Here is a 22,059-nt window from a genome sequence, read left to right on the forward strand (position 1 = left end):
GTACGGCAGCGGCCGGTGACCCGGAGGCCGGGCACCGGCCGCTACGTGACGGTCGGTCAGGCGCAGCCCTCAGCGGGAGGAGCCGTCGTGGACAGCTTCAGCCCCTTGGCGTCGCCGAACCACTTCGTCAAGAGCTGGGTGGTGGTGCCGCTTTCCCACATCTTCTTCACCGCGGCGTTCACCGCCTCACAGGTCTTGACGTCGCCCTTCTTCAGGCCGATGCCGTACTTCTCGTCGGTGAACGGCTGGCCGAGCAGCTTGAAGTTGCCGCCGGCCTGCTTGGCGAAGCCCGCCAGGATCAGGTCGTCGGTGGTCACCGCGTCCAGGTTGTTGCCGCCGAGCTTCTGCACGCACTCGGAGTAGCTGGCCGCGCCCACGAGCTGGGCGTCGAGGTCGAGCTCGCCGTCCGGCGGCGGGTCGGTGATCCGCTTGTAGGAGTTGGAGCCGGTCGCCTGGCAGATCCGCTTGTTCTCCAGGTCCTGCGGCTTGGCGATGGCCGTGTCGTCGGCGCGCACCATCACGTCCTGGTGGGCGATGACGTACGGCCCGCCGAAGGTCACCTTGGGCTTGCGCGCCTCGGTGATGGAGTAGGTGGCGAAGATGATGTCCACCGTGCCGTTGGCGAGGAACGGCTCACGGTTGGACGACTGCGACTCCTTCCAGGTGATCTCGACGTCCTGGCCGCCGGCCAGCTCCTTCACGATGTACCTGGCGACGTCGACGTCGAAGCCCTCAGGGTCGCCGCCGGTCTTCAGCCCCAGGCTCGGCTGGTCCCACTTGGTGCCGACGACGATCTTCTTAGCGCCCTGCACCTTCTCGACCACGGTGGCGTAGGACGTGGTGTCGCCACCACCGCCACATGCCGCCAAAGCCCCGACCAGAATGCCGGCGGCCGAGAGGGCGGCGCCGGCGCGATGGATTCGCTTCATCGTTACCTCGGCTTTCAGTGCGAGAGAATCTTGGAGAGGAAGTCCTTGGCCCGATCGGTCTTCGGTGACCCGAAGAACTCCTCGGGCGTGTCCTCCTCGACGATCTGGCCGTCCGCCATGAAGACCACTCTGTTGGCCGCCCTGCGGGCGAAGCCCATCTCGTGGGTCACCACCATCATGGTCATCCCGTCGCGGGCCAAGCCGATCATCACGTCGAGCACCTCCTGAACCATTTCGGGGTCCAGTGCCGAGGTCGGCTCGTCGAACAGGATCATCTTGGGATCCATGGCCAGCGCCCGGGCGATCGCCACCCGCTGCTGCTGGCCGCCGGAGAGCTGAGCCGGATACTTCTGCGCCTGCTCGGCGATGCCCACCCTTTCGAGCAGCTCCATCGCCCGCGTCTCGGCCTGCCCCTTGGCCGTGCCGCGCACCTTGATCGGACCCAGCGTCACATTTTGCAAGATCGTCTTATGGGCGAAGAGGTTGAAGGACTGGAAAACCATGCCAACCTCTGACCTGAGCTGGGCCAGTGCCTTGCCCTCGGCGGGCAGCGGACGGCCGTCGAAGACGATCTGGCCGCTGTCGATGGACTCCAGCCGGTTGATGGCCCTGCACAGGGTGGACTTCCCGCCACCCGAGGGGCCGATCACGACCAGAACCTCGCCACGGGAGACGGTGAGGTCGATGTCCTTCAGCACGTGAAGGGCCCCGAAGTGTTTGTTGACGTTCTCCAACTGGACCAGTGGAGTCTCGTCCCCGTTCTCCGTCATGGATCAAAACGTAGAGGGGTAAAGGGCGCTGGTCACTAACCGGGTGGTACCGATCCGATCACGGCGTGCTCACAACCTGCTCTTTTGGGCTCCATAGTACCTTCGCACTACCTGGCCGTGCCGTACAGGGGGCACTCCGGAACGCCTACTCTGGAGAGGCCATGACTGTGACCCAGGAGAGCGCCCGCACCTACCAAGTGCGCACATACGGGTGCCAGATGAACGTGCACGACTCCGAACGCCTGACGGGCCTGCTGGAGGACGCCGGATACGTCCCGGCGGCCGAGGGCGAGACCGCCGACGTGGTCGTGTTCAACACGTGCGCCGTGCGGGAGAACGCCGACAACCGCCTGTACGGCAACCTCGGCCACCTGCGGCCCGCCAAGATGAGCAACCCCGGCATGCAGATCGCCGTGGGCGGCTGCCTGGCGCAGAAGGACCAGGGGGAGATCGTCCGCAAGGCGCCCTGGGTCGACGTGGTCTTCGGCACGCACAACATCGGCTCGCTGCCGGTGCTGCTGGAGCGCGCCCGCGTCCAGGGCGAGGCGCAGGTCGAGCTGAAGGAGTCGCTCGAGGTCTTCCCCTCGACGCTGCCCACCAAGCGCGAGTCCGCGTACGCCGCCTGGGTGTCGATCTCGGTCGGCTGCAACAACACCTGCACCTTCTGCATCGTGCCCTCGCTGCGCGGCAAGGAGAAGGACCGCCGCCCCGGCGACGTCCTCAACGAGGTCCGCACGCTGGTCGACCAGGGCGTCCTGGAGGTCACGCTGCTCGGCCAGAACGTCAACACCTACGGTGTGGAGTTCGGCGACCGGCTCGCCTTCGGCAAGCTGCTGCGCGCCTGCGGCGAGGTGCCCGGCCTTGAGCGGGTGCGCTTCACCTCGCCGCACCCGGCCGCCTTCACCGACGACGTGATCGCCGCCATGGCCGAGACGCCGAACGTGATGCACCAGCTCCACATGCCCCTGCAGTCGGGCTCCGACCGCGTCCTGAAGGCGATGCGCCGCTCCTACCGGGCCGATCGCTACCTGGGCATCATCGAGCGGGTCCGCGCGGCGATGCCCGACGCGGCCATCTCCACCGACATCATCGTCGGCTTCCCCGGCGAGACCGAGGAGGACTTCCAGGCCACCCTCGACGTGGTACGGCAGAGCCGCTTCGCCAACGCCTTCACCTTCCAGTACTCCATCCGGCCCGGCACTCCCGCGGCCACCATGGACCTGCAGGTGCCCAAGGAGGTCGTGCAGGAGCGCTACGAGCGGCTGGTCGCGCTGCAGGAGGAGATCTCCTGGGCGGAGAACAAGAAGCAGGTGGGGCGCACGCTGGAGGTGCTGGTCGCCGAGGGCGAAGGGCGTAAGGACGAGGCGACGCGGCGGCTGTCGGGGCGGGCGGCCGACAACCGGCTCGTGCACTTCGCGGTCGGCGCCGAGATCCCTCGGCCCGGGGACATGGTCACGGTCGAGGTGACCTATGCCGCGCCGCACCACCTCGTCGCCGACGGGGCGGTGTCGTTGCGGCGCACTTGCGCGGGTGACGCCTGGCAGGCTCGTCAAGGGGAGCCCGCGAAGGGGTCCGGCGTGCTGTTGGGCATGCCGTCCATCGGCCGGCCCGCCCCGCTCGCCCAGGAGGCCGCGGGCTGCGACGCCCGGTCGTAACCCGCGGGCTGCGACGTCTGGTCGTAACCCGCGGCTCAGCGCTTGAGGCCGTTCAGGAGCTGGTAGCAGTACTCGCGGCGGTGGTCGTGGAAGGTCGCGCACGCGTCCGGGGTGGCCTTGCCCTGAGCCGGCGGGCTGACCGCCTGGCCCTTCCCGGCGTCCCCGCCTTGGTCCGCGGTGCCGCCATTCTTGGGGGTGCCAGGGTCGGTGGTGCCACCAGGGTCGGTGGTCCCGCCGGGTTCGGCGGTTCCTGCAGATTCGGTGGTCCCGCCGGGTTGGGTGGTCCCGCCGGGTTCCGTGATCGCTTCACGCCGGGCGGTCCCGTCGTGCTGTGCCGTTTCTGGGTGTCCCGCTGCGACTTCGTGTCCCGCGGTCTCTTCGGCTCCCGCGGTGTTGTTCTCCGCCGCGGGTGAGTCGCTCGCAGTGGCCGCGTCGGGCTCCAGGCCCGCGTCGTCCAGGCCCGCATCATCCAGGCCCGTGTCGTGTTCCGTGCCTGTGGCGTGCTGTGAGGTGCCGCCGACCGGTGCCGGAAGATGGGCCACCCACCGCGCCTCCTCTCCCGAGGAAAGCGGCCTTTCCAGATGAATTTCTCCGTCACCGGTGAGCGCCTGTGTCGATCGCGGTGAAGGCCCTTCCCGCCCCTCGAAACGATCACCTTGAACGGCCGTGAAAGCCAGCAGAATTCCCAGCCCCGCGACGCCGAACACCCCCGCCACTCCCGCCACGGGCACCGCGAGATCACGCCAACCTGGACTTACAGGCCTGAGAGGGGACATGTCGTGATTCCTTCGTGATTGGTGTGCGGGCATTCCACTCCTGCGGTTAGTGTGGTCCATCACCCGCGGAAGCCATCGCGTTTCCCCCCGATACGACCGCAGGAGTTGTTTTCATGTACGGCCACGGCCAGGACCCGACGAGCCGTCCGGAGCCCGAGATCCTCACCGGTCCCGGGCCCGGCAACAGGCCGGACAAGCGCACCAGGACCCTCATCCTGGCCGCCGCCGCGCTCGTGACCCTCCTCGTCGCCGGCGGTGTCGGCTTCGCCCTGCTCGGCGGTCCCGACGACCCTGGCAAGGGGACTCCCGTGTCCGAGCCCGCTGGCCGTACCGGCGAGACGAAACTGCCCGAAACCCCCGCAGGGGGTGAGGAGGCGGCCGCCGAACCCGAGGAGGCGCCGTCCGACGGCACCCCCGCCGACGGCGAACCCGCCGAGGACGGCACGGGCGGCACCGCTTCCACGGACACCGGTTCCACAGGCACCGGTTCCACGGACGCCGGCGCCGCGGGAAGTGGTTCGGGCGACGCGAAGAGCCCCGCCAAGAAGCCGACCCCCGCGCCCAGCACGCCCGCGCCCGAGGTGGACAACCCCGCCGACGGCCCGGGAGGCATGGTCGGCGGCCAGTGCGCGAAGAGCGGCTGCTAGCCCGGCTGCGCTTCCGGGGAAGCTCACGCGCGCTTCCAGGGGTCAAAGTCGCTGGCTTTGGGAACCCCGGGAGGGAAGTGGCTTCTCGGTTCGAGGGGGCACTGGACCTATGGGGTGACAGGGGCGGTCCGTAGGGTCGGTGGCATGACGACTGAACAAGCCGCCGAGCTCAGGGCGCTGCACGTGCCCGGCAAGCCCCTGGTGCTGCCGAACGTGTGGGACGCGGCCTCCGCCAGGGCCGTCGAGGCGGCGGGTTTCCCGGCGATCGCCACCGGCAGCTCCGCCGTGGCCGCCGTCCTCGGGTACGACGACGGCGAAGCCACCCCGGTCCACGAGATGATGGCCGCCGTCGCCAGAATCGTCAGGGTGGCCGGCGTCCCGGTCACCGCCGACGTCGAACGCGGCTACGGCCTCTCCCCGGCCGAACTGGTCGAACGCCTGGCCGCCACCGGCGCCGTCGGCTGCAACCTGGAGGACTCCGACCCGCGTACCAAGCGGCGGATCGACGTGGAGGAGCAGGCAGACTTCCTGGCCACCGTCCGCCAGGCCTCCGCCGACCTGGTGGTCAACGCCAGGGTCGACACCTTCATCCGCGGTGACGCCTCGCTGTCCGACGCGGTGCTGCGCGGTCGCCGCTACCTGGAGGCGGGCGCCGACTGCGTCTACCCGATCGGCGTCGCCGCCCCCGGCGACATCAAGGCCCTGTCGGACCAACTGGACGGCCGGGTGAACATCCTCTTCCATCCCGGCACCCCCACCCTGTCCGAACTGGCGGACCTGGGTGTCGCCAGGATCAGCTTCGGCCACGGCCTCCACGAGGCCTCCCACGCCTACGCCACCACCCTGATCACCACCATCCGCGACGGCGGGAACCCCTACCCCTAGCCAGACCAAAGGGGACGAGCTGGGATACTTCCCCCGTGGAAGATCGTGTGAAGGCAGGCGGAACGCGGGCGACCTGGGCGCTGCGCCCCCCGAAGCCGGAGGATGTCGAAACGATCGCGGAGTTGCGGGCCACGGTCATGCGACCCGACCTGGAGCGCCTGGGCCGCTTCGACGAACACCGGGTACGGCAGCGCCTGCGGGACTCCTTCTCCCCGGAACACACCTCGATCATCGAGATCGACCGCGAACTCGCCGGATGCGTCACCCTCAGGCCCGGCGAGGACGGCCAGTGGCTGGAGTACTTCTACCTCGCTCCTCACCACCAGGGCCGGGGCGTCGGCTCGGCCGTCCTGCGCACGCTGCTCGCCCGAACCGACACCCAGGGCGTGAGCGTCCGCCTGCAGGCGCTGCAGGGAAGCGCGGCCCAGCGGCTGTACGAGCGCCACGGCTTCGAGGTGGAGTCCCAGGACCCGATCGACGTCTACATGGTCCGCCGGCCGGGCGTACCCGGCTGACGGGAGCAAGGCGCCCGGCTTAAGCACGGCCCGCGCGGTCTCGGCCATGGCGGACAGGACACCGGATAGCCTGGCCACGTGCTTGTCGCCGCGGCCGTGTGCCCGCATCCGCCGTTGATCGTGCCCGAGCTGGCCGGTGCGGCCGCGGGCGAGCTGGACGACCTCCGCGCGGCCTGCGCCACCGCCGTCGGCTCCCTGCTGGCCGTCGAGCACGACCTCCTCGTCGTCGTCGGCGGAGCCGACACCACCCGGGAACACGGCCCGCGCTCCGCGGGTTCGCTCCATCCCTGGGGCCTGGACATCCGCGTGGGCGGCCAGGGCGCGCCCGTCCTCCCGCTGTCCCTCACGATCGGCCACTGGCTCCTGGACCGCGCCCAGGCCCGGGATGTGGCGGCGCTGTTCCAGGCGGTCGCGTTCGAGGCCGATCCCGCCGCCTGTCTCGCGCTCGGGGCCGAGCTCGTCGCGGGACGGCGGGTGGCGATGCTGGTCATGGCCGACGGGTCGGCGTGCCTCACGGAGAAGGCGCCCGGGTATCTCGATCCGGCCGCGCGGCCGTACAACGACCTCATCGCGGGTGCGCTGGCCGGGGCGGACGCCGGGGTGCTCGCCGGGCTGGATCCGGTTCTGGGGGCGCGGCTGTGGGTGGCGGGGCGCGCCGCGCTGCAGGTGCTGGCGGGCGCGGCCGGAGCGGACAGGTTCGAGGGAAGGCTGCTCAGCGACACCGCCCCCTACGGAGTGGGGTACTTCGCCGCCTCGTGGGCCTCCGTTCGCTGAGCGGCCGTCTCATCGGCGGGGGACGGGGACGCGGGTCAGGTCGCGGGCGGTGACGAGGTCGCCGTCGAAGCTGCGGCGGACCTCCTCGACGAACAGCGGTTCGTCGTCCAGGCGGTACCTCTCGGAGAAGTGGGTGAGCACCAGCGTGCGCACCCCGCATTCGGCCGCCACCTTCCCCGCGTCGAAGGCCGTCAGATGGCCGTACTCCTTGGCCAGGGCCGCCTCCGAGGACAGGAACGTCGACTCGATCACCAGCAGGTCGGTGCCGTCGGCGAGCTCGAACACCGCCTCGCACAGCCGGGTGTCCATGACGAACGCCGCGCTCTGTCCCCGCCGGGGCGCGCTGCACTGCTCCAGGGTGACCCCGCCAACCGAGCCGGTGCGCTGCAGTTCGCCGATGAGGGGGCCGGTGATGCCGTGGGCTTTGAGGCGCTCGGGGAGCATGCGGCGTCCGGCGGGTTCCTGGAGGCGGTAGCCGTACGACTCGACGGGGTGGGACAGGCGGCGGGCGGTCAGGGGCGGGAGCTGGGCGGCGTCGCCCGAGATCGGGTGTTCGGTGATCTGGTCGGTGTCGGCGAAGATCGCGGCGTGCCGGAGCCTGCGCCAGTACACCTCGCCGGAGGCCGGGTAGAGCGCGCGGACCGGGTGCCGCACCTTGTCGCGCGCGAGGCGCTGGATGACGCCCGGCACGCCCAGGCAGTGGTCGCCGTGGAAGTGGGTGAGGCAGATCCAGTGCACGTCGCTCGCGCTCACCCCGGCCTGCAGCAGCTGCCGCTGGGTCCCCTCCCCGGGGTCGAAGAGGAATCCTTGACCGTCCCAGCGCAGCAGGTACCCGTTGTGGTTACGGTAGCGAGTGGGGACCGCGCTGGAGGTGCCCAGCACGATGAGTTCACGTGAGGACATGATGACTGTCGCGTTCGCCGAGGTGCCGACGCCCGTCGGCGACTTCCTGCTGGCCGTCACCGAGGTGGGGCTGGCCGCCACCGGATGGCGCTCGCGTGCGGCGTCCCGGGAGCGCATGCTCAAGCCGCTGGACCTGACCGAGGTTCATGACCCGGATCGTACGGCGGGCATCGTCGCGGAGCTCAACGATTATTTCGCCGGCGGGCTCCGCGTGTTCGAGACGCCGGTCGACTGGCGGCTCACCTCCCCGGTGCAGCGACAGGTGCTGGAGACCCTGCACAAGGTGCCGTACGGCAAGGTCGTCACGTACGGCGAGCTGGCGCGGCGCAGCGGATCGAGCGTGCCGGCCCGGGGGATCGGCTCGATCATGGGCGCGAACCCGATCCCGATCGTGGTGCCCTGCCACCGCGTGGTGGCGGGCAGCGGGCTGGGCGGATTCAGCGGCGGCGAAGGCGTCGAGACCAAGCGCTGGCTGCTGACCCACGAGGGATACCTGCAGCCGACGCTGCTCGACCTCTGAGGCCCGCTTCCCGGTCTCGTCCCGAGGACGTGACCTACGGCCTCACCGAGGCGGCTCGTCCTGCTTGCCGTCGATCTTGTCGGCGGCGTCGCGGGCCGCGGCGGCGCCCTTGTCGATGTGCTCGGTGTACTTGCCCCCTGTCGCCTTGTCGGCGGCGTCGGCGGCCTTGTCGACGCCGCCCTTCGCCGCGTCCTCCGCCTTGGTCCTGAGGTCGTCGAACTCCCCGCCACCGTGCTCGCGCGGCCGGATGGTGGTCTCGTCGGCGGTGTGCCTGGTCTGCTCGGGAACGTCCTTCCGGTGCTTGTGGTCGTCGACGCCGAGCATCTCCTTGACCTTCTCGAAGAACGACATCTGCTCCCCCGATGTAGCGGTTTCCGGAGGACGTGGAACCGGCCCCCGGGTTCCCGGGACGATTCATACCCAGAGTGTTGCCACACTTATCGGTGTGGGTCAGCAGCCAGTCATCGCCGTCGTGGGTCCGACCGCGGCCGGAAAGTCCGATCTCGCCGTGGATCTGGCGCTCCGGCTGGGCGGCGAGTGCGTCAACACCGACTCGATGCAGCTTTACCAAGGAATGGACATCGGCACAGCCAAACTCGACCTTTCCGAGCGCAGGGGAGTGCCGCACCACCTCCTGGACATCTGGGACGTCACCCGTACGGCCAGCGTCGCCGAGTACCAGCAGCTGGTCCGGCCGCTCATGGACGGCATGCTCGCCAGGGGCGTGGTGCCGGTGCTGGTCGGCGGCTCGGGGCTCTATGTCAGGGCCGCCCTCGACGACCTGGAGTTCCCCGGCACGGACCCGGACATCCGGGCCCGCCTGGAGGGGGAACTGGAGCGGACCGGCCCGGCGCCGATGTACGAGCGGCTGCGCGCCCAGGACCCGGTGGCGGCCGAGGCGATCCTGCCGAGCAACGGCCGCCGGATCGTGCGCGCGCTGGAGGTGATCGAGCTGTCCGGGCGGCCGTTCTCGGCGACGATGCCCTCCTACGACGCGCTGTACCCGAGCGTCCAGATCGGCGTCGAGGTGCCCAGGCCCGAGCTTGACCGGCGCATCGAGGTGCGGGTCGAGCGGATGTGGGCGGCCGGGCTGGTGGAGGAGGTGCGCGGGCTGCTCGGCGAGGGGTTGGCCGAGGGCCGGACGGCGAGCCGCGCGCTCGGCTACGCGCAGGTGCTGCGCCTGCTGTCGGGGGAGTGGACCGAGCGGCAGGCCTTCGACGAGACGGTCCGGGCGACCCGCCGTTTCGCCAGGCGGCAGGAGTCGTGGTTCAGGCGCGACCCGCGCGTGCGCTGGCTGCCGTACGACGACCCCGACCTGACCGACAGGGCGCTCGCGCTCGCTGGATAAAATCGCCTAATGCGTTTTCTCAAGGGACACGGCACCGAGAACGACTTCGTCATCCTGCCCGATCCCGACGACGAGCTCGAGCTGAGCGCCGCGCTCGTGGCCCGGCTGTGCGACCGCCGCGCGGGCCTCGGCGCCGACGGCGTGCTGCACGTGGTGCGCACGAAGGCCGCTCCCGAGGTGGCCGCGCAGGCGGGCGTGGCCGAGTGGTTCATGGACTACCGCAACGCCGACGGCAGCCAGGCCGAGATGTGCGGCAACGGCGCGCGGGTGTTCGCCCGCTACCTGGTCCAGGCGGGGCTGGCCGAGCCCGGCGAGTTCGCGATCGCGACCAGGGGCGGGCCCCGGCGGGTACGGCTGGCCGAGAGCGGCGAGGTGACCGTCGAGATGGGCCTGCCCCGCATCCTGGGCGAGAGCACCACGACCGTCGGCGGCCACGAGTACACCGGTCTGCACATCGACATGGGCAACCCGCACCTGGCCTGCGTGATCGGCGACCCGGTCGTCCAGCTCGACCTCACCCACCAGCCGGGCTTCGACCCCGGCGTCTTCCCGCACGGCGTCAACATCGAGCTGCTCAACGCGGTGGGCCAGCGCCGCGCGGTGATGCGGGTCTTCGAGCGCGGCTCGGGCGAGACCCGTTCCTGCGGCACGGGCGCGGTCGCCACCGCCGTGGCCGCCGCCCACCTGGCGGGGGAGAGCACCGGCAGGTGGATCGTGGAGGTGCCGGGCGGCACGCTCACCGTGACGCTCGACGCGGACACCAGCTACCTGACCGGCCCCGCGGTCATCATCGCCTCGGGAGTGCTTGCCGAATGATGTTCTGCTGAGGGATGCTGAGTTCGCTAGGCGAACTGAGAGGAGCGGTCATGGCGGACCCGCGCACCACGGCAGCGGCCATCAAGGGGCCGATCGGCGTCCTCGGCGGCGGATTCATGATCTCCCGCGAGGCGAAGCGGCTCTGCGAGCAGACCGGCCTCGGCCCCCGCGAACTGTACTTCCGGGGCCGCTGCGGCGTGCTCGGCGAGGTGGACGCCGACGTGGTCACCTCCGTCGCGGTGTTCTTCCCCCCAGCGCATGTCAGGGAGAGCTGGGAGGGCGGGCGGGGGCTGCCCGTCGAGAAAGCGGTCGAGCTGTACGCCGAGGCGTGCCGGGAGTGGGGGCGGCGCAAACTCGGTGACGCCGCCGCCTGTGAGCGCATCGCCGAGGTGCTGTTTCCCGTTGTGCGGGACGCGCCGGTGCTGGGGGCGCCGCTGTTCGCCGGGTGGCGGGCCGTACCACTGCCCGAGGACGCGCCCGGGCGGGCCGCGCAGCTCATGCACGTGCTGCGGGAGCTGAGAGGCGGCCTGCACGCGGTGGCGGTGCTGGCCGAGGGGCTCGACCCGCTGGAGGCGGCGCTCACCGTCGACCACGGCGGAACCCCGTTCGGACAAGCCCCGGGCGCGGTGATGGCGAAGTTCCTGCAGTGGCCCGAACCCTTCCCGGTGCCCGGCCCCGAGGCCTTCGAGCGCAGGCGCAGGGCCGAGGAACGCACCGACGACCTCATGGCTCCGGTCCTCGCGAGGCTCGATGAAACCGAATCCGACGAGCTGATCGAGTTGTTGCGTTTGGGGCAGGCTCATTGACCTGGCAGACTGACTGCTCATGGACGTGGACATCTGGGCCTGGGTCGGCGACACCCAGCAGCAGCTTTCCGAGGCGGGGAACGCCGGGCTCGCCATGGCGCTGGGCGATCTGCCCGCGCAGGCTTACGAGGGGAGATATCCCCAGCTCGACGTGATGGCCCCGGCCATCGCGCAGCAGGCGGAGGCCCTTGAGCTGCCCTGGCTGGAGTTCTACGCCCGCTACTGGCACCTGATCGGCCGCATCGGCGACCGGGCGCAGGGCGCGGTCGCGATCGGCGACGCCGAGGAACTCGCGGCGTTCGCCGAGCGCGAAGACGTGCGCACCTGCCCCGCCGCGCCGGCCGCTGTCGAGGCGCTGGCGATCGCGTGGGCCAACACCGACGGGCCGGGCTACGCCGCCGACCGCCTGGCCAAGCTCGGCCCGGTGATCGACGGCCTGCAGCCCGACGACCCGGCCTACAGCGGCCTGGTCACGCAGTACGTCTCCGCGCTGGTCGACGCCGGTCGCGCCGAGGAGGCCGTCGCCTACGCCGAGTCGGCCGTCGAGCGCCTGCGCGTCAACGAGCGGCAGGCGAGCTGGGAGCTCGGCGCCGAGAGCGCGCGGGCGCTGCTCGCCGCCGGCCGCGCCGACGCCGCGCTGACCGCCATCCAGGCCGCCGCCGACTTCGGCGCCGACGACCCGGTGGCCAAGCCGCACCGCGACGGTGTGCGCCGCGCGCTGATCCTGGCCACGCTGGAGCGCACCGCCGAGGCCGTCGACGCGCTGCCCGACCTCGACGTGGTCGGCGACCACCCGCGCGACTTCGTCGAGTGGTCGCACGCGGTGGCCAAGCTGGCCGGTTCCTCGCAGATCACCAACACCTGGCAGCTCGGCCGCGTGCTGCGGCAGTGGATCGACTACTTCGGCATGATGGGCGGCTACCGCGCCCGGGTCGAGCTCGCGCTCGTCGCCGGTGACCTGGCGGTCGCCAGGCAGGGTGTCTGGCAGGCCAGGCTGCTGGCCGGCCTGGCCGAGCAGTCGAGTGCCGAACTGCGCGAGAGCGCGGGCCTGCCCGAGCGGATCGCCGCGCTGCGCGCCGCCGCCGAGGCCACCACCGCCCCCGAGGCCCCCGGGCCGCTGGAGGAGCGGGTCGGCTACTTCGACGCCGCCGACGGCTACAACGCCGACCCCGAGCGCTGGGTCGGCTGGCTGGAGCCGCTGTCCGGCAGCGACCTCGAGGCCACCCGCCGGCACACCACCACGCTGGGCTTCCTCGGCTACCCGTCGACCGGCGCCGACATCTACTGGCGGATGCTGGTCGACACCGGCGACATCGCCTCCGCCGAGGCCGACGACATCGCCTACCTGACCACGCTGCTCGTCGAGGCCCGCCAGGACGAGCGCCTGGAGCAGATGGCCGAGCTGCTGCCGCACGCCGCCAAGCACCTCGCCCTGGCCCGCCTGTACAGCGCCCGCGAGCGCTGGCCGGAGGCGGGCGCCGAGGCCGAGCACGCCGTGGCCGCCGGGGCCGGCATCGAGGCCAGGCGCCTGGTGTCCACCGCCGCCCAGCAGATCGACGAGAACGGCAAGGGCGCGCAGGTCCTCCGCGAGGTCCTGGACAGCGACGAGATCACCGAAGAGGACGTCTGGCGCATGATCGTCATGGCCTCCTCCGCCGAGGACTGGGAGACCGTCCGCCTGGGCGCGGCCAAGATCGGTATGCCGCTGAAGTCCACCGAAGGGCCGGTGGAGGAGGAGCTCGGGCTGATCAGGATCATCCTGCCCTCGCCCGACGGCGGCCAGCGCCAGGTGCTCAGCATCCGCACCGGGCCCGCGACCGCCAGGCTCGCCCTGCCGCAGCCGCGCGGTATGGACTACAACGCCGGTGACCTGGTCGTGTTCGACCCGCAGCTGCTGGAGCCGGTCCCCGACGACCCGCAGGAGCAGCAGAACTTCGTGCCGCCGTTCGCCGCGGTGCGCATGCTCCAGCCCGGCGGCTACACCAGCTTCTTCTTCGACGGCGCCGCGCCGAGCGAGGAGGACTGGGCGGAGTTCACCGAGGTCATGGCCGAGCGCGGCTGGCCGATGTGGGTCTACAGCGACGAGAACTACACTGTCAGCCACCCCACCAGCGGCGAGCAGCTGCCCGGCGTGTTCGGCTGGGTCGCGGTGCCGCCGGACGTCTCGCCGACCGAGGTCGACGCCCTGCTCGACGACGCCACCGAGCGCTGGGTGCACCCGCTGGCCTGGCTCGACCTGGCCAGAGAGGTGGACGTCGAGGTCGAGCGGCACGAGCGGATCGTCAAGGAGTACGGTCTGTAGATGCTCGACAGATTCAGGCTTGACGGCAAGGTCGCGATCGTCACGGGTGCCTCCTCGGGGCTAGGCGTGGCCTTCGCCAGGGGGCTGGCCGAGGCGGGCGCCGACATCGTGATCGGCGCCCGGCGGGCGGACCGGCTGAAGGAGACCCAGCGGCTCGTCGAGGAGACGGGCCGCAGGTGCCTGGCCGTGCCCACGGACATCACCAGCCCGGACGACTGCCAGGCCCTCGTGGCCGCGGCGGTCGCCGGGTTCGGCGCCGTCGACGTGCTGATCAACAATGCCGGCCTGGGGGCGGCGGTGCCCGCCACCAGGGAGACGCCCGAGGAGTTCCGGCGGGTCGTCGACGTCAACCTGCACGGCACCTACTGGATGGCGCAGGCCTGCGGGCGGGTGATGCGGCCCGGCTCGTCGATCGTGAACGTTGGCAGCATCCTGGGCGAGACGACGGCGGGCCTGCCGCAGGCCGCCTACAGTGCCTCCAAGGCCGCGGTGGTGGGCCTGACGCGGGACCTGGCCCAGCAGTGGACGGGACGCAAGGGCATCAGGGTCAACTGCCTGGAGCCCGGCTTCTTCCACTCGGAGATGACCGAGCAGTACCAGCCCGGCTACCTGCAGACCATGCTGGGGCAGCGGGTGCCGATGCGGCGGGCGGGCGAGCCGGAGGAACTGGTGGCGGCGGCCGTGTTCCTGGCCAGTGACGCCTCGTCGTACATCACCGGGGTGACGCTGCCTGTCGACGGCGGCATCTTGATCACGTGACATGCCGATAGGGTCCCTTCTGTGAATGGCATCGGCGAAACAGACGACCGGCTCGCCGCGGTGATTCGTGACGAGCGGCCCTGGGGCGGCTTCGAGCGATACACCCTCAACGAGTCGTCCACCGTGAAGATCATTGATGTGGCTCCGGGGCAGCGGCTCAGCCTGCAGCGCCACGAGCACCGTGACGAGATGTGGGTCGCGCTCGACCCCGGTTGTGTGTTCGAGGTCGACGGTGAGCGCATCGAGCCCGCCGTCGGCGATCGGGTGCTCATCCGGGCCGGGCAGGCGCACCGGCTGAGTTCGTCGGGACCGGCGACGCGCATCCTGGAGATCGCGTTCGGGTTCTTCGACGAGGAGGACATCGAGCGGCTCGAAGACTCCTACGGCCGCGCCTGATCTGATCCCCAGCGACCAGAGAGCCTCTCCCGCGTCAGGCGGGTAGAGGCTCTTGTTCGTGGGGCGCCTGCGGCTCTATGTTCGTTGCGTAGTCCGGTATGTGTTGCGTATTAAGGAACATCCGGAGGGCGCATGGTGGGCCGGCCTCGATTGGTGATCATTGGAGCCGGCATCGTGGGCTGCGCGCTGGCCGACGAGCTCACCGCCAGGGGCTGGCACGACGTCACCGTCCTGGAACAGGGCCCGCTGTTCGCCGCGGGAGGGTCCAGCTCGCACGCGCCCGGCCTGGTCTTCCAGACGAACCCGTCGCGGACGATGACCCGGTTCGCCGCCTACACCGTCGAGAAGTACGCCGGTTTGAGCCTCGACGGCGAGCCCTGCTTCCGACAGGTGGGCGGCCTCGAAGTCGCCACCACCCCCGAACGCTGGGACGACCTGCATCGCAAGCTGGGCTGGGCCGAGTCGTGGGGCGTCGAGGCCGAGCTGGCAGACGCCGCGCGGTGCGCCGAGTGGTGGCCGGAACTCGACCGGAACCAGGTGCTCGGCGGCCTGTACGTGCCCGGCGACGGTCTGGCCGACGCGGTGCGGTGCGGCGAGGCGCAGGCGCGCAGGGCCATCGGGCGGGGCGCCAGATTCCTGGAACGCCACCGGGTCGTCGCGATCGAGCGCAGGAACGGCCGGGTCGGCGGCGTCACCGTCGAGTCCGCGCGCGGCACGTCCTCGATCGCCGCCGACGTCGTGGTCTGCGCGGCCGGCTTCTGGGGGCCCGCGATCGGAGCGATGGCCGGGGTGACCGTGCCGCTGCTGCCACTGGCCCACCAGTACGCGAAGTCGGGGCCGGTACTCCGGAACGGCACGGGCACGGCCCCGATCCTGCGGCACCAGGACCGCGACCTGTACTTCCGCGAGCACGGCGACCGGGTGGGCATCGGGTCCTACGCGCACCGGCCGATGCCGGTGAGGCAGGATGAGATCGATCCCGGGACCAGCGTGATGCCGTCGGTACGGGCCTTCACCGAGAAGGACTTCGACCCGGCCTGGCGGGACGCGGTCGCGTTACTGCCCGCGCTCGGCCGTACCAAGTACGAGGACGGTATCAACGGGATCTTCTCCTTCACTCCCGACGGCTTCCCGCTGATCGGGGAGGCGCCGGGGCTGGAGGGGTTCTGGCTGGCCGAGGCGGTCTGGGTGACCCACTCCGCCGGGGTGGCCAGGGCGCTGGCCGAGGTGCTCGTCGACGGGCACGCCAGCCTGGACCTGCACGAATGCGAGCTGAACCGCTTCGAGCCGGTACAACTCGCGCCCGCCTACGTCGCCGAGCGCGGCATGCGGAACTTCGTCGAGGTCTACGACGTCATCCATCCGCTGCAGCCGATGGAGTCGCCCCGGCCGATGCGGACCAGCCCGTTCCACGGCCGCCAGCGGGAGCTGGGCGCGTACTTCCTGGAGTCGGCCGGCTGGGAGCGCCCGCACTGGTTCGAGGCCAACCTCCCCCTGCTTGAGGACTCGGACGTGGGGCCCGAGGCATTCGAGTCGCTGCTCGGAGTCGCCCAGCGGGGCGAGTGGGCGAGCCGGTACTGGTCGCCGATCGCGGCGGCCGAGTCGCTGGCGACGCGGGAGGCGGTCGCCCTCTACGACATGACGCCCCTCAAGCGCATCGAGGTCGGCGGTCCGGGCGCGGCCTCGTTCCTGCAGTACCTCACCACGAACAACGTGGACAAGAAGCCCGGCTCGGTCACCTACACGCTGCTGCTCGACGCGGGCGGCGGGATCAGGTCCGACCTCACGGTGGCCCGCCTGGCCGAGGAGCGGTTCCAGGTCGGCGCCAACGGGAACCTGGACCTCGACTGGATCGCCCGGCACGCGCCCGCCAACGTGTACGTCCGCGACATCACCCCGGGTACGTGCTGTGTCGGCGTGTGGGGGCCGAGGGCCAGGGAACTGGTGCAGCCGCTGACCGACATGGACATGTCCCACGAGGGCTTCCGCTACTTCACTACCAAGTCCGGATATGTCGGCCATGTGCCGGTGACCGCGATGCGCGTCTCGTACGTGGGTGAGCTCGGCTGGGAGCTCTACACCAGTGCCGACCTGGGGCTGAAGCTGTGGGACACGCTCTGGGCGACCGGGCTGCCGGTCGCCGGGGGCAGGGCCGCGTTCAACAGCCTGCGCCTGGAGAAGGGGTACCGGCTCTGGGGCGTCGACATGACCCCCGAGCACAACCCCTACGAGGCAGGCCTGGCCTTCGCGGTCAGGACGGACAAGGACTTCCTCGGCCGCGACGCGCTCACCGAGGACGTCACCCGCAAGCTGGTCCCGCTGCTCTGCGCCGAGGTGGTGATGGGCAAGGAACCGGTACGGCACGCCGGCCGTACCGTCGGTTATGTCACCAGTGCCGCCTACGGTCACACCATCCACCGCCCGATCGCCTACGCCTGGCTGCCGGCCGACCTGGCCACTCCTGGCACACATGTCGATATTTCCTACTTCGGGCGTCGAGTCCCCGCGGAAGTCGCCGCCGAGCCGCTGTTCGACCCCCAGATGGAGAAGATCCGCCGTTGACCCACCCCGACTTCCTCTGGCACACTCCCGACCCCAAGCCCGCCTACGACGTGGTCATCGTCGGGGGAGGAGGACACGGGCTGGCCACCGCCTACTATCTGGCGAAAAATCATGGCATCACCAATGTCGCCGTCCTGGAGAAGGGCTGGCTGGCCGGCGGCAACATGGCGCGCAACACCACGATCATCCGCTCCAACTACCTGTGGGACGAGAGCGCCGCCCTCTACGAGCACTCGCTGAGACTCTGGGAGGGGCTCGGCGACGACCTCGACTACGACCTGCGGTTCAGCCAGCGCGGCGTGCTCAACCTGGCGCACAACCAGCACGACGTGCGTGAGGGCAGGCGCCGGGTGAACGCCAACCGGCTCAACGGCGTCGACGCCGAATGGCTGGACCCCGACGAGGTGAAGAGGTTCTGCCCGATCGTCAACGTCTCCGACCGCGCCCGCCATCCCGTCCTGGGCGCCACCCTGCAGCGGCGCGGCGGCATCGCCAAGCACGACCACGTGGCCTGGGCGCTGGCCCGCAAGGCGGACGCGTACGGCGTCGACCTTCTGCAGAACACCGAGGTCACCGGCTTCGAGATCACGAAGGGCCGGGGGACAGCCGTACGGACGAGCAGAGGGCGCGTCGCGGCGGGCACGATCGCGCTGGCCGCGGCCGGGCACACGTCGGTGCTGGCGGCCAAGGCCGGGATCCGGCTGCCGCTCCAGTCACACCCGCTGCAGGCCCTGGTGTCGGAGCTGCTCGAACCGGTCCTCGACTGCGTGGTGATGTCCAACGCCGTGCACGTGTACGTCAGCCAGGCGGACAAGGGCGAGCTGGTCATGGGCGCGGGCGTCGACGCCTACAACTCCTACGGCCAGCGCGGCGCCTTCCACGTCGTCGAGGCGCAGATGGCTGCCGCGCTGGAACTGTTCCCGATCTTCGCGAGGGCGCGCGTGCTGCGCACCTGGGCGGGCATCGTGGACGTCACCCCCGACGCCTCGCCGATCATCGGCCGCACCCCCGTCGAGAACCTGTTCATCAACGCCGGCTGGGGCACCGGCGGCTTCAAAGCCACCCCCGGTTCGGGCTGGGTGTACGCGCACACTCTCGCCCACGGCACCCCCCACCCGCTGGCCGAACCCTTCGCCCTGGACCGGTTCCGGACGGGCGCGCTCATCGACGAACACGGCGCGGCGGCGGTGGCGCACTGATGCTGAGCATCGACTGCCCCCACTGCGGGCCCCGCGACGAGAACGAGTTCCGGTACGGCGGGCAGGCCGGCATCGCCTACCGCCCCGAGACCGGCGACGAGGAGTGGGCCGCGTACCTGTTCACCAGGGACAACCCGAGAGGGTGGTTCCACGAGCGCTGGTTCCACACGCACGGCTGCCGTACCTGGTTCACCGTGCACCGGCACACGGTCACCCATGAGATCAGGAAGGCGCCATGACCCGTCTCCCCGCAGGCGGCCTGATCGACCGGGCCGTGCGCGTGCCGTACACCTTCGACGGCCGGCCGCTGTACGGTCACCCGGGTGACACGCTCGCCTCGGCGCTGCTGGCGGCCGGGGTGCGGGTCGTCGGGCACAGTGTCGAGCTGGGCCGCCCGCGCGGGATCTTCTCGGCCGGGTCGGAGGAGCCGAACGCGCTGGTGAAGGCCGGGCCCGAGCCCATGGTGGCGGCGACCACTGTGGAGCTGTACGCGGGGCTGCAGGCATGGAGCCTGCGTGGCAAGGGCAGGCTGGACGACGAGCCGGACCCGCTGCGGCGGGACAAGGGCCACCTGCACTGCGACGTCCTGGTGATCGGCGGCGGCCCGGCCGGTCTGGCGGCGGCGCTGGCGGCGGGTGAGGCGGGGGCCCGGGTCGTTCTCGTCGACGAGCAGCCCAGGCTCGGCGGTGACCTGCTCAACAGCCGGGTCCTGCTGGACGGCGCGCCCGGACTCGGCTGGGCCGACGCCGTCGGGGACAGGCTGGCCGCCCTGCCCGAGGTCCGGGTGCTGTCCCGGACCACCGCGACGGGCTACTACGACCACAACTACGTCGTCGCCGTGGAGCGGCGTCCGGGCGGCGAGCGGCTGTGGCACCTGCGCGCCCGCCGCGTCGTGTTGGCCACCGGGGCGCACGAGCGCTCCCTGGCCTTCCCCGGCAACGACCGGCCCGGCGTGATGCTCGCCTCGGCCGCCCGCGCCTACGTCAACCGTTACGGCGTCGCCCCCGGACGCAGGGCGGTGGTCTTCACCTGCGCCGACTCCGGGTACGAGGCCGTGCGCGACCTGCGGGACGCGGGCGTGGAGATCGCCGCCGTCGCCGACCCGCGCGAACCCGGGGGCCACCTGGTCACCGGCACCACGAGCGACGCCCGCGGCCTGCTGACCGGCGTCCACCTCGGCGACCGGCACGTCGAGGCCGACCTGCTCGCCGTCTGCGGCGGCTGGAACCCGGCCGTCCACCTGTTCAGCCAGTCCCAGGGCCGGGTGCGGTTCGACGAGGAGCTCCAGGCGTTCGTCCCCCACCTGTCGGCGCAGGCCGAACGGTCGGCGGGCGCGTGCCGGGGCTGGTACGGCACGTCCGAGGCGATCGCCGACGGCTTCGCCGCCGGGTCCGAAGCCGCCCAGCTCGCCGGCCACCTGCCCGAACCCGGTGCGGCCCGGCGGGCGGTGCTCCGGGTTCCCGTCTGCGACGAACCGGCCTCGCGGCCCCCGGCCGTGCTGTGGACGGCCGGGCTGGACGGCGCATCGGCCGAGTCGGCGTTCGCCGACCTGCACAGGGATGTCACGGTGGCCGATCTCGCCCGCGCGGCGGGGACGGGGATGCGGTCGGTCGAGCACGTCAAGCGCTACACCACGGCGGGGACCGGGGCCGATCAGGGCAAGACGTCGGGTGCGGTGGTCGTGGGGGTGATGGCGGCTCTGCTGGGGAGCGCGCCGGGGCAGGTGGGGAGCACCACGTTCCGCCCGCCGTACACGCCGGTGGCCTTCGCGACGCTGGCGGGGCGGGATCGGGGGGCGCTGTCGGATCCGGTGCGGGTGACCGCGATGCACGGCAGGCACGTCGCCGATGGGGCCGTGTTCGAGGATGTCGGGCAGTGGAAGAGGCCGCGCTACTTCCCGCGCGGCGGGGAGACGATGGAGCAGGCCGTGCTGCGGGAGTGCGCCGCCGCCAGGACGGATGTCGCGGCGATGGACGCCTCCACGCTCGGCAAGATCGACATCGGTGGGGCCGACGCGGGGGAGTTCCTCGACCGGATCTACACGAACCTGTTCTCCACGCTGGCCGTCGGATCGTGCAGGTACGGGCTGATGTGCACCGCCGACGGCATGGTCTTCGACGACGGCGTCACCACCCGGCTGGCCGGCGACCGGTACCTGATGACCACGACCACCGGCAACGCCGCCGCCGTGCTCGACTGGCTGGAGGAGTGGCGGCAGACCGAGTGGCCCGAGCTCGACGTGCGCTTCACCTCGGTGACCGACCACTGGGCGACCGTCGCCGTCGTCGGCCCGCGCGCCCGCCGCGTCGTCCGGGCGCTCGCTCCCAGCCTGCCCGGCCTGCCGTTCATGACCTACGTCGAGGCCGACGTCCTGGGCGTGCGCGGGCGGGTGTTCCGGATCAGCTTCTCCGGAGAGCTGGCCTACGAGCTCAACGTGCCCTGGTGGTACGGCGAGGCGCTCTGGGCGGCGGTGCTGGAGCTCGGGGCGGTGCCGTACGGGACGGAGGCCATGCATGTGCTGCGGGCCGAGAAGGGGTTCGCGATCGTCGGCCAGGAGACCGACGGGACCGTCACGCCGCAGGATCTCGGCATGTCCTGGATCGTCGCCAAGCGCAAACCCGACTTCGTCGGCAAACGCTCGCACAGCAGGCCCGACACCACCCGCCCCGGTCGCAAACGCCTGGTCGGCCTCCTGCCCGAGGACCCCGCGGCGGTCGTGGAGGAGGGCGCCCAACTGGTCGCCGGGCCGGTCGACGGGTCCCCGGCGTCCGTGCCGATGCTCGGGCACGTCACCTCCGGGTACACCAGCGCGGCGCTGGGGCGGACGTTCGGTCTCGCCATGGTGCGGGATGTCTCCGCCGGAGACCGGGTGACGGCGGTCGGCGGCGGCGGCGCGGTCCCGATGACCGTGGTCGAGCCCGTCTTCTACGACCCCGGCAACGCGCGGCGCGACGGGGATCCGGTGGAGGAGGTGGACACGGGGGACGTCGGGGTCGCGCGGGCGCAGAGTCCGGCGGGCGCCTTCGCCGGGCGCTTCGAGGAGGCGGATTCACCCGGGGTACGGCTGCGCGAGGTGCCGTTCCTGACGATGTGGGAGGTGCGGGGCGAGGATCCCGGACAGGGCCTGCGCCTGGGGCCCGACTGGTGGCTCGTCGTCGGCGAGGGCGCGCACGGCCGGGGATGGGTGGAGGTGTCGGGCCAGCGGACCGTGCTGGAGGTGTCGGGACCGCAGGCGCGCGAGATCCTGCTCACCGGCTGCCCGATCGACCTGCATCCCGCGGTGTTCACCGGCCACGCGGCCACCCTGCTCGCGAAGGCCCCGGTGATCCTGGAGCGCACCGGCGACGACGTCTACCGGATCTACGTCCGCTCCTCGTTCGCCGCCTATCTCGCCGAATGGCTGCTGGACGCGGTCGACGGCCTACCGCCTAAAAGCGGTCACAGCGCACCCTAGATGATCATAACCTCTCTTTGCCCACTTCGGTTCTAAGTCATCA

The 22,059-nt window shown here is 71.3% G+C and carries 21 protein-coding genes; 16 read left to right on the forward strand and 5 right to left on the reverse strand.

The genetic code is table 11. From position 1 onward, the window contains the following. Positions 1 to 56 precede the first annotated feature (56 nt). Together ABZ911_RS12860 and ABZ911_RS12865 are read right to left on the reverse strand one after the other, a co-directional pair. On the reverse strand, positions 57 to 929 hold the full coding sequence (locus tag ABZ911_RS12860; RefSeq protein WP_358054703.1) for a glutamate ABC transporter substrate-binding protein: 873 nt from the start codon (positions 927 to 929) through the stop codon (positions 57 to 59). A gap of 14 nt (positions 930 to 943) precedes the next feature. After that, entirely contained in the window at positions 944 to 1,699 is a 756-nt protein-coding gene (locus ABZ911_RS12865; protein WP_358054704.1) for an amino acid ABC transporter ATP-binding protein, read from the reverse strand. Positions 1,700 to 1,860: 161 nt separating this feature from the next. On the opposite strand from ABZ911_RS12865, the gene miaB reads away from it, so the two are divergent. Beyond that, positions 1,861 to 3,354, forward strand: a complete 1,494-nt coding sequence (miaB, locus tag ABZ911_RS12870) for a tRNA (N6-isopentenyl adenosine(37)-C2)-methylthiotransferase MiaB (protein ID WP_358054705.1) — start codon at positions 1,861 to 1,863, stop codon at positions 3,352 to 3,354. A 35-nt stretch (positions 3,355 to 3,389) separates the two neighbouring features. On the opposite strand, the gene ABZ911_RS12875 is transcribed toward miaB, so the two are convergent. Next, positions 3,390 to 4,061 (reverse strand): hypothetical protein, encoded by a 672-nt coding sequence (locus ABZ911_RS12875; RefSeq protein ID WP_358054706.1) that lies wholly within the window; start codon positions 4,059 to 4,061, stop codon positions 3,390 to 3,392. Positions 4,062 to 4,243: 182 nt separating this feature from the next. Here ABZ911_RS12875 and ABZ911_RS12880 point away from each other — a divergent pair, with 182 nt between their 5' ends. The 4 genes from ABZ911_RS12880 to ABZ911_RS12895 all read left to right on the forward strand — a co-directional run bounded on the left by ABZ911_RS12880 (position 4,244) and on the right by ABZ911_RS12895 (position 6,951). Beyond that, positions 4,244 to 4,777: a hypothetical protein gene (locus ABZ911_RS12880; RefSeq protein ID WP_358054707.1), complete on the forward strand. Its 534-nt coding sequence runs from the start codon at positions 4,244 to 4,246 to the stop codon at positions 4,775 to 4,777. A 144-nt stretch (positions 4,778 to 4,921) separates the two neighbouring features. Then, positions 4,922 to 5,662, forward strand: coding sequence for an isocitrate lyase/phosphoenolpyruvate mutase family protein (locus tag ABZ911_RS12885; protein ID WP_358054708.1), 741 nt, complete (start codon positions 4,922 to 4,924; stop codon positions 5,660 to 5,662). Between the two features lie 35 nt (positions 5,663 to 5,697). After that, a complete protein-coding gene (locus ABZ911_RS12890) occupies positions 5,698 to 6,177 on the forward strand; it encodes a GNAT family N-acetyltransferase (RefSeq protein WP_358054709.1) in 480 nt (159 codons plus the stop codon). Positions 6,178 to 6,255: 78 nt separating this feature from the next. Next, positions 6,256 to 6,951 (forward strand): hypothetical protein, encoded by a 696-nt coding sequence (locus tag ABZ911_RS12895; RefSeq protein WP_358054710.1) that lies wholly within the window; start codon positions 6,256 to 6,258, stop codon positions 6,949 to 6,951. Between the two features lie 9 nt (positions 6,952 to 6,960). Here ABZ911_RS12895 and ABZ911_RS12900 read toward each other — a convergent pair whose 3' ends face one another. Beyond that, positions 6,961 to 7,854: a ribonuclease Z gene (locus ABZ911_RS12900; RefSeq protein WP_358054711.1), complete on the reverse strand. Its 894-nt coding sequence runs from the start codon at positions 7,852 to 7,854 to the stop codon at positions 6,961 to 6,963. Here ABZ911_RS12900 and ABZ911_RS12905 point away from each other — a divergent pair. Further along, the gene (locus tag ABZ911_RS12905) at positions 7,835 to 8,374 is read left to right on the forward strand and encodes a methylated-DNA--[protein]-cysteine S-methyltransferase (protein ID WP_358054712.1); all 540 of its coding nucleotides are present in this window, start codon (positions 7,835 to 7,837) and stop codon (positions 8,372 to 8,374) included. The two genes, ABZ911_RS12900 and ABZ911_RS12905, sit on opposite strands and share 20 nt — an antisense overlap. 42 nt (positions 8,375 to 8,416) lie before the next feature. On the opposite strand, the gene ABZ911_RS12910 is transcribed toward ABZ911_RS12905, so the two are convergent. Beyond that, entirely contained in the window at positions 8,417 to 8,725 is a 309-nt protein-coding gene (locus ABZ911_RS12910; protein WP_358054713.1) for an Rv0909 family putative TA system antitoxin, read from the reverse strand. A gap of 94 nt (positions 8,726 to 8,819) precedes the next feature. Here ABZ911_RS12910 and miaA point away from each other — a divergent pair, with 94 nt between their 5' ends. From miaA to ABZ911_RS12960, 10 genes are all read left to right on the forward strand, one after another. Beyond that, a complete protein-coding gene (gene miaA, locus ABZ911_RS12915) occupies positions 8,820 to 9,722 on the forward strand; it encodes a tRNA (adenosine(37)-N6)-dimethylallyltransferase MiaA (RefSeq protein ID WP_358054714.1) in 903 nt (300 codons plus the stop codon). A gap of 9 nt (positions 9,723 to 9,731) precedes the next feature. Then, positions 9,732 to 10,538 (forward strand): diaminopimelate epimerase, encoded by an 807-nt coding sequence (dapF, locus tag ABZ911_RS12920; RefSeq protein WP_358054715.1) that lies wholly within the window; start codon positions 9,732 to 9,734, stop codon positions 10,536 to 10,538. A 50-nt stretch (positions 10,539 to 10,588) separates the two neighbouring features. Further along, the gene (locus tag ABZ911_RS12925) at positions 10,589 to 11,344 is read left to right on the forward strand and encodes a hypothetical protein (protein ID WP_358054716.1); all 756 of its coding nucleotides are present in this window, start codon (positions 10,589 to 10,591) and stop codon (positions 11,342 to 11,344) included. A gap of 19 nt (positions 11,345 to 11,363) precedes the next feature. Continuing rightward, positions 11,364 to 13,646: a tetratricopeptide repeat protein gene (locus ABZ911_RS12930; protein WP_358054717.1), complete on the forward strand. Its 2,283-nt coding sequence runs from the start codon at positions 11,364 to 11,366 to the stop codon at positions 13,644 to 13,646. Beyond that, entirely contained in the window at positions 13,647 to 14,405 is a 759-nt protein-coding gene (locus tag ABZ911_RS12935) for a glucose 1-dehydrogenase (RefSeq protein ID WP_358054718.1), read from the forward strand. A gap of 21 nt (positions 14,406 to 14,426) precedes the next feature. Beyond that, complete coding sequence (locus ABZ911_RS12940; protein WP_358054719.1) at positions 14,427 to 14,801, forward strand: phosphomannose isomerase type II C-terminal cupin domain; 375 nt, start codon at positions 14,427 to 14,429, stop codon at positions 14,799 to 14,801. A 132-nt stretch (positions 14,802 to 14,933) separates the two neighbouring features. Next, positions 14,934 to 17,363: an FAD-dependent oxidoreductase gene (locus ABZ911_RS12945; protein ID WP_358054720.1), complete on the forward strand. Its 2,430-nt coding sequence runs from the start codon at positions 14,934 to 14,936 to the stop codon at positions 17,361 to 17,363. Continuing rightward, on the forward strand, positions 17,360 to 18,562 hold the full coding sequence (locus ABZ911_RS12950; protein ID WP_358054721.1) for a sarcosine oxidase subunit beta family protein: 1,203 nt from the start codon (positions 17,360 to 17,362) through the stop codon (positions 18,560 to 18,562). Before ABZ911_RS12945 ends, ABZ911_RS12950 begins: the two co-directional genes overlap by 4 nt. Further along, positions 18,562 to 18,801, forward strand: coding sequence for a sarcosine oxidase subunit delta (locus tag ABZ911_RS12955; RefSeq protein ID WP_358054722.1), 240 nt, complete (start codon positions 18,562 to 18,564; stop codon positions 18,799 to 18,801). The genes ABZ911_RS12950 and ABZ911_RS12955 overlap by 1 nt, the downstream gene beginning before the upstream one ends. Beyond that, on the forward strand, positions 18,798 to 22,016 hold the full coding sequence (locus ABZ911_RS12960) for a 2Fe-2S iron-sulfur cluster-binding protein (protein WP_358054723.1): 3,219 nt from the start codon (positions 18,798 to 18,800) through the stop codon (positions 22,014 to 22,016). Before ABZ911_RS12955 ends, ABZ911_RS12960 begins: the two co-directional genes overlap by 4 nt. The last annotated feature ends 43 nt before the right edge of the window (positions 22,017 to 22,059 follow it).

It is taken from the genome of Nonomuraea sp. NPDC046570 (assembly GCF_040645915.1).
In the GTDB taxonomy this organism is placed as follows: Bacteria; Actinomycetota; Actinomycetes; order Streptosporangiales; family Streptosporangiaceae; genus Nonomuraea.

Coding starts and splice junctions, on each gene's coding strand:
- ABZ911_RS12860 (WP_358054703.1), bottom strand. CDS start 929: ATGAAGCGAATCCATCGCGCCGGCGCCGCCCTCTCGGCCGCCGGCATT.
- ABZ911_RS12865 (WP_358054704.1), bottom strand. CDS start 1,699: ATGACGGAGAACGGGGACGAGACTCCACTGGTCCAGTTGGAGAACGTC.
- miaB (WP_358054705.1), top strand. CDS start 1,861: ATGACTGTGACCCAGGAGAGCGCCCGCACCTACCAAGTGCGCACATAC.
- ABZ911_RS12880 (WP_358054707.1), top strand. CDS start 4,244: ATGTACGGCCACGGCCAGGACCCGACGAGCCGTCCGGAGCCCGAGATC.
- ABZ911_RS12885 (WP_358054708.1), top strand. CDS start 4,922: ATGACGACTGAACAAGCCGCCGAGCTCAGGGCGCTGCACGTGCCCGGC.
- ABZ911_RS12905 (WP_358054712.1), top strand. CDS start 7,835: ATGAGTTCACGTGAGGACATGATGACTGTCGCGTTCGCCGAGGTGCCG.
- ABZ911_RS12900 (WP_358054711.1), bottom strand. CDS start 7,854: ATGTCCTCACGTGAACTCATCGTGCTGGGCACCTCCAGCGCGGTCCCC.
- ABZ911_RS12910 (WP_358054713.1), bottom strand. CDS start 8,725: ATGTCGTTCTTCGAGAAGGTCAAGGAGATGCTCGGCGTCGACGACCAC.
- dapF (WP_358054715.1), top strand. CDS start 9,732: ATGCGTTTTCTCAAGGGACACGGCACCGAGAACGACTTCGTCATCCTG.
- ABZ911_RS12925 (WP_358054716.1), top strand. CDS start 10,589: ATGGCGGACCCGCGCACCACGGCAGCGGCCATCAAGGGGCCGATCGGC.
- ABZ911_RS12930 (WP_358054717.1), top strand. CDS start 11,364: ATGGACGTGGACATCTGGGCCTGGGTCGGCGACACCCAGCAGCAGCTT.
- ABZ911_RS12935 (WP_358054718.1), top strand. CDS start 13,647: ATGCTCGACAGATTCAGGCTTGACGGCAAGGTCGCGATCGTCACGGGT.
- ABZ911_RS12945 (WP_358054720.1), top strand. CDS start 14,934: ATGGTGGGCCGGCCTCGATTGGTGATCATTGGAGCCGGCATCGTGGGC.
- ABZ911_RS12955 (WP_358054722.1), top strand. CDS start 18,562: ATGCTGAGCATCGACTGCCCCCACTGCGGGCCCCGCGACGAGAACGAG.
- ABZ911_RS12960 (WP_358054723.1), top strand. CDS start 18,798: ATGACCCGTCTCCCCGCAGGCGGCCTGATCGACCGGGCCGTGCGCGTG.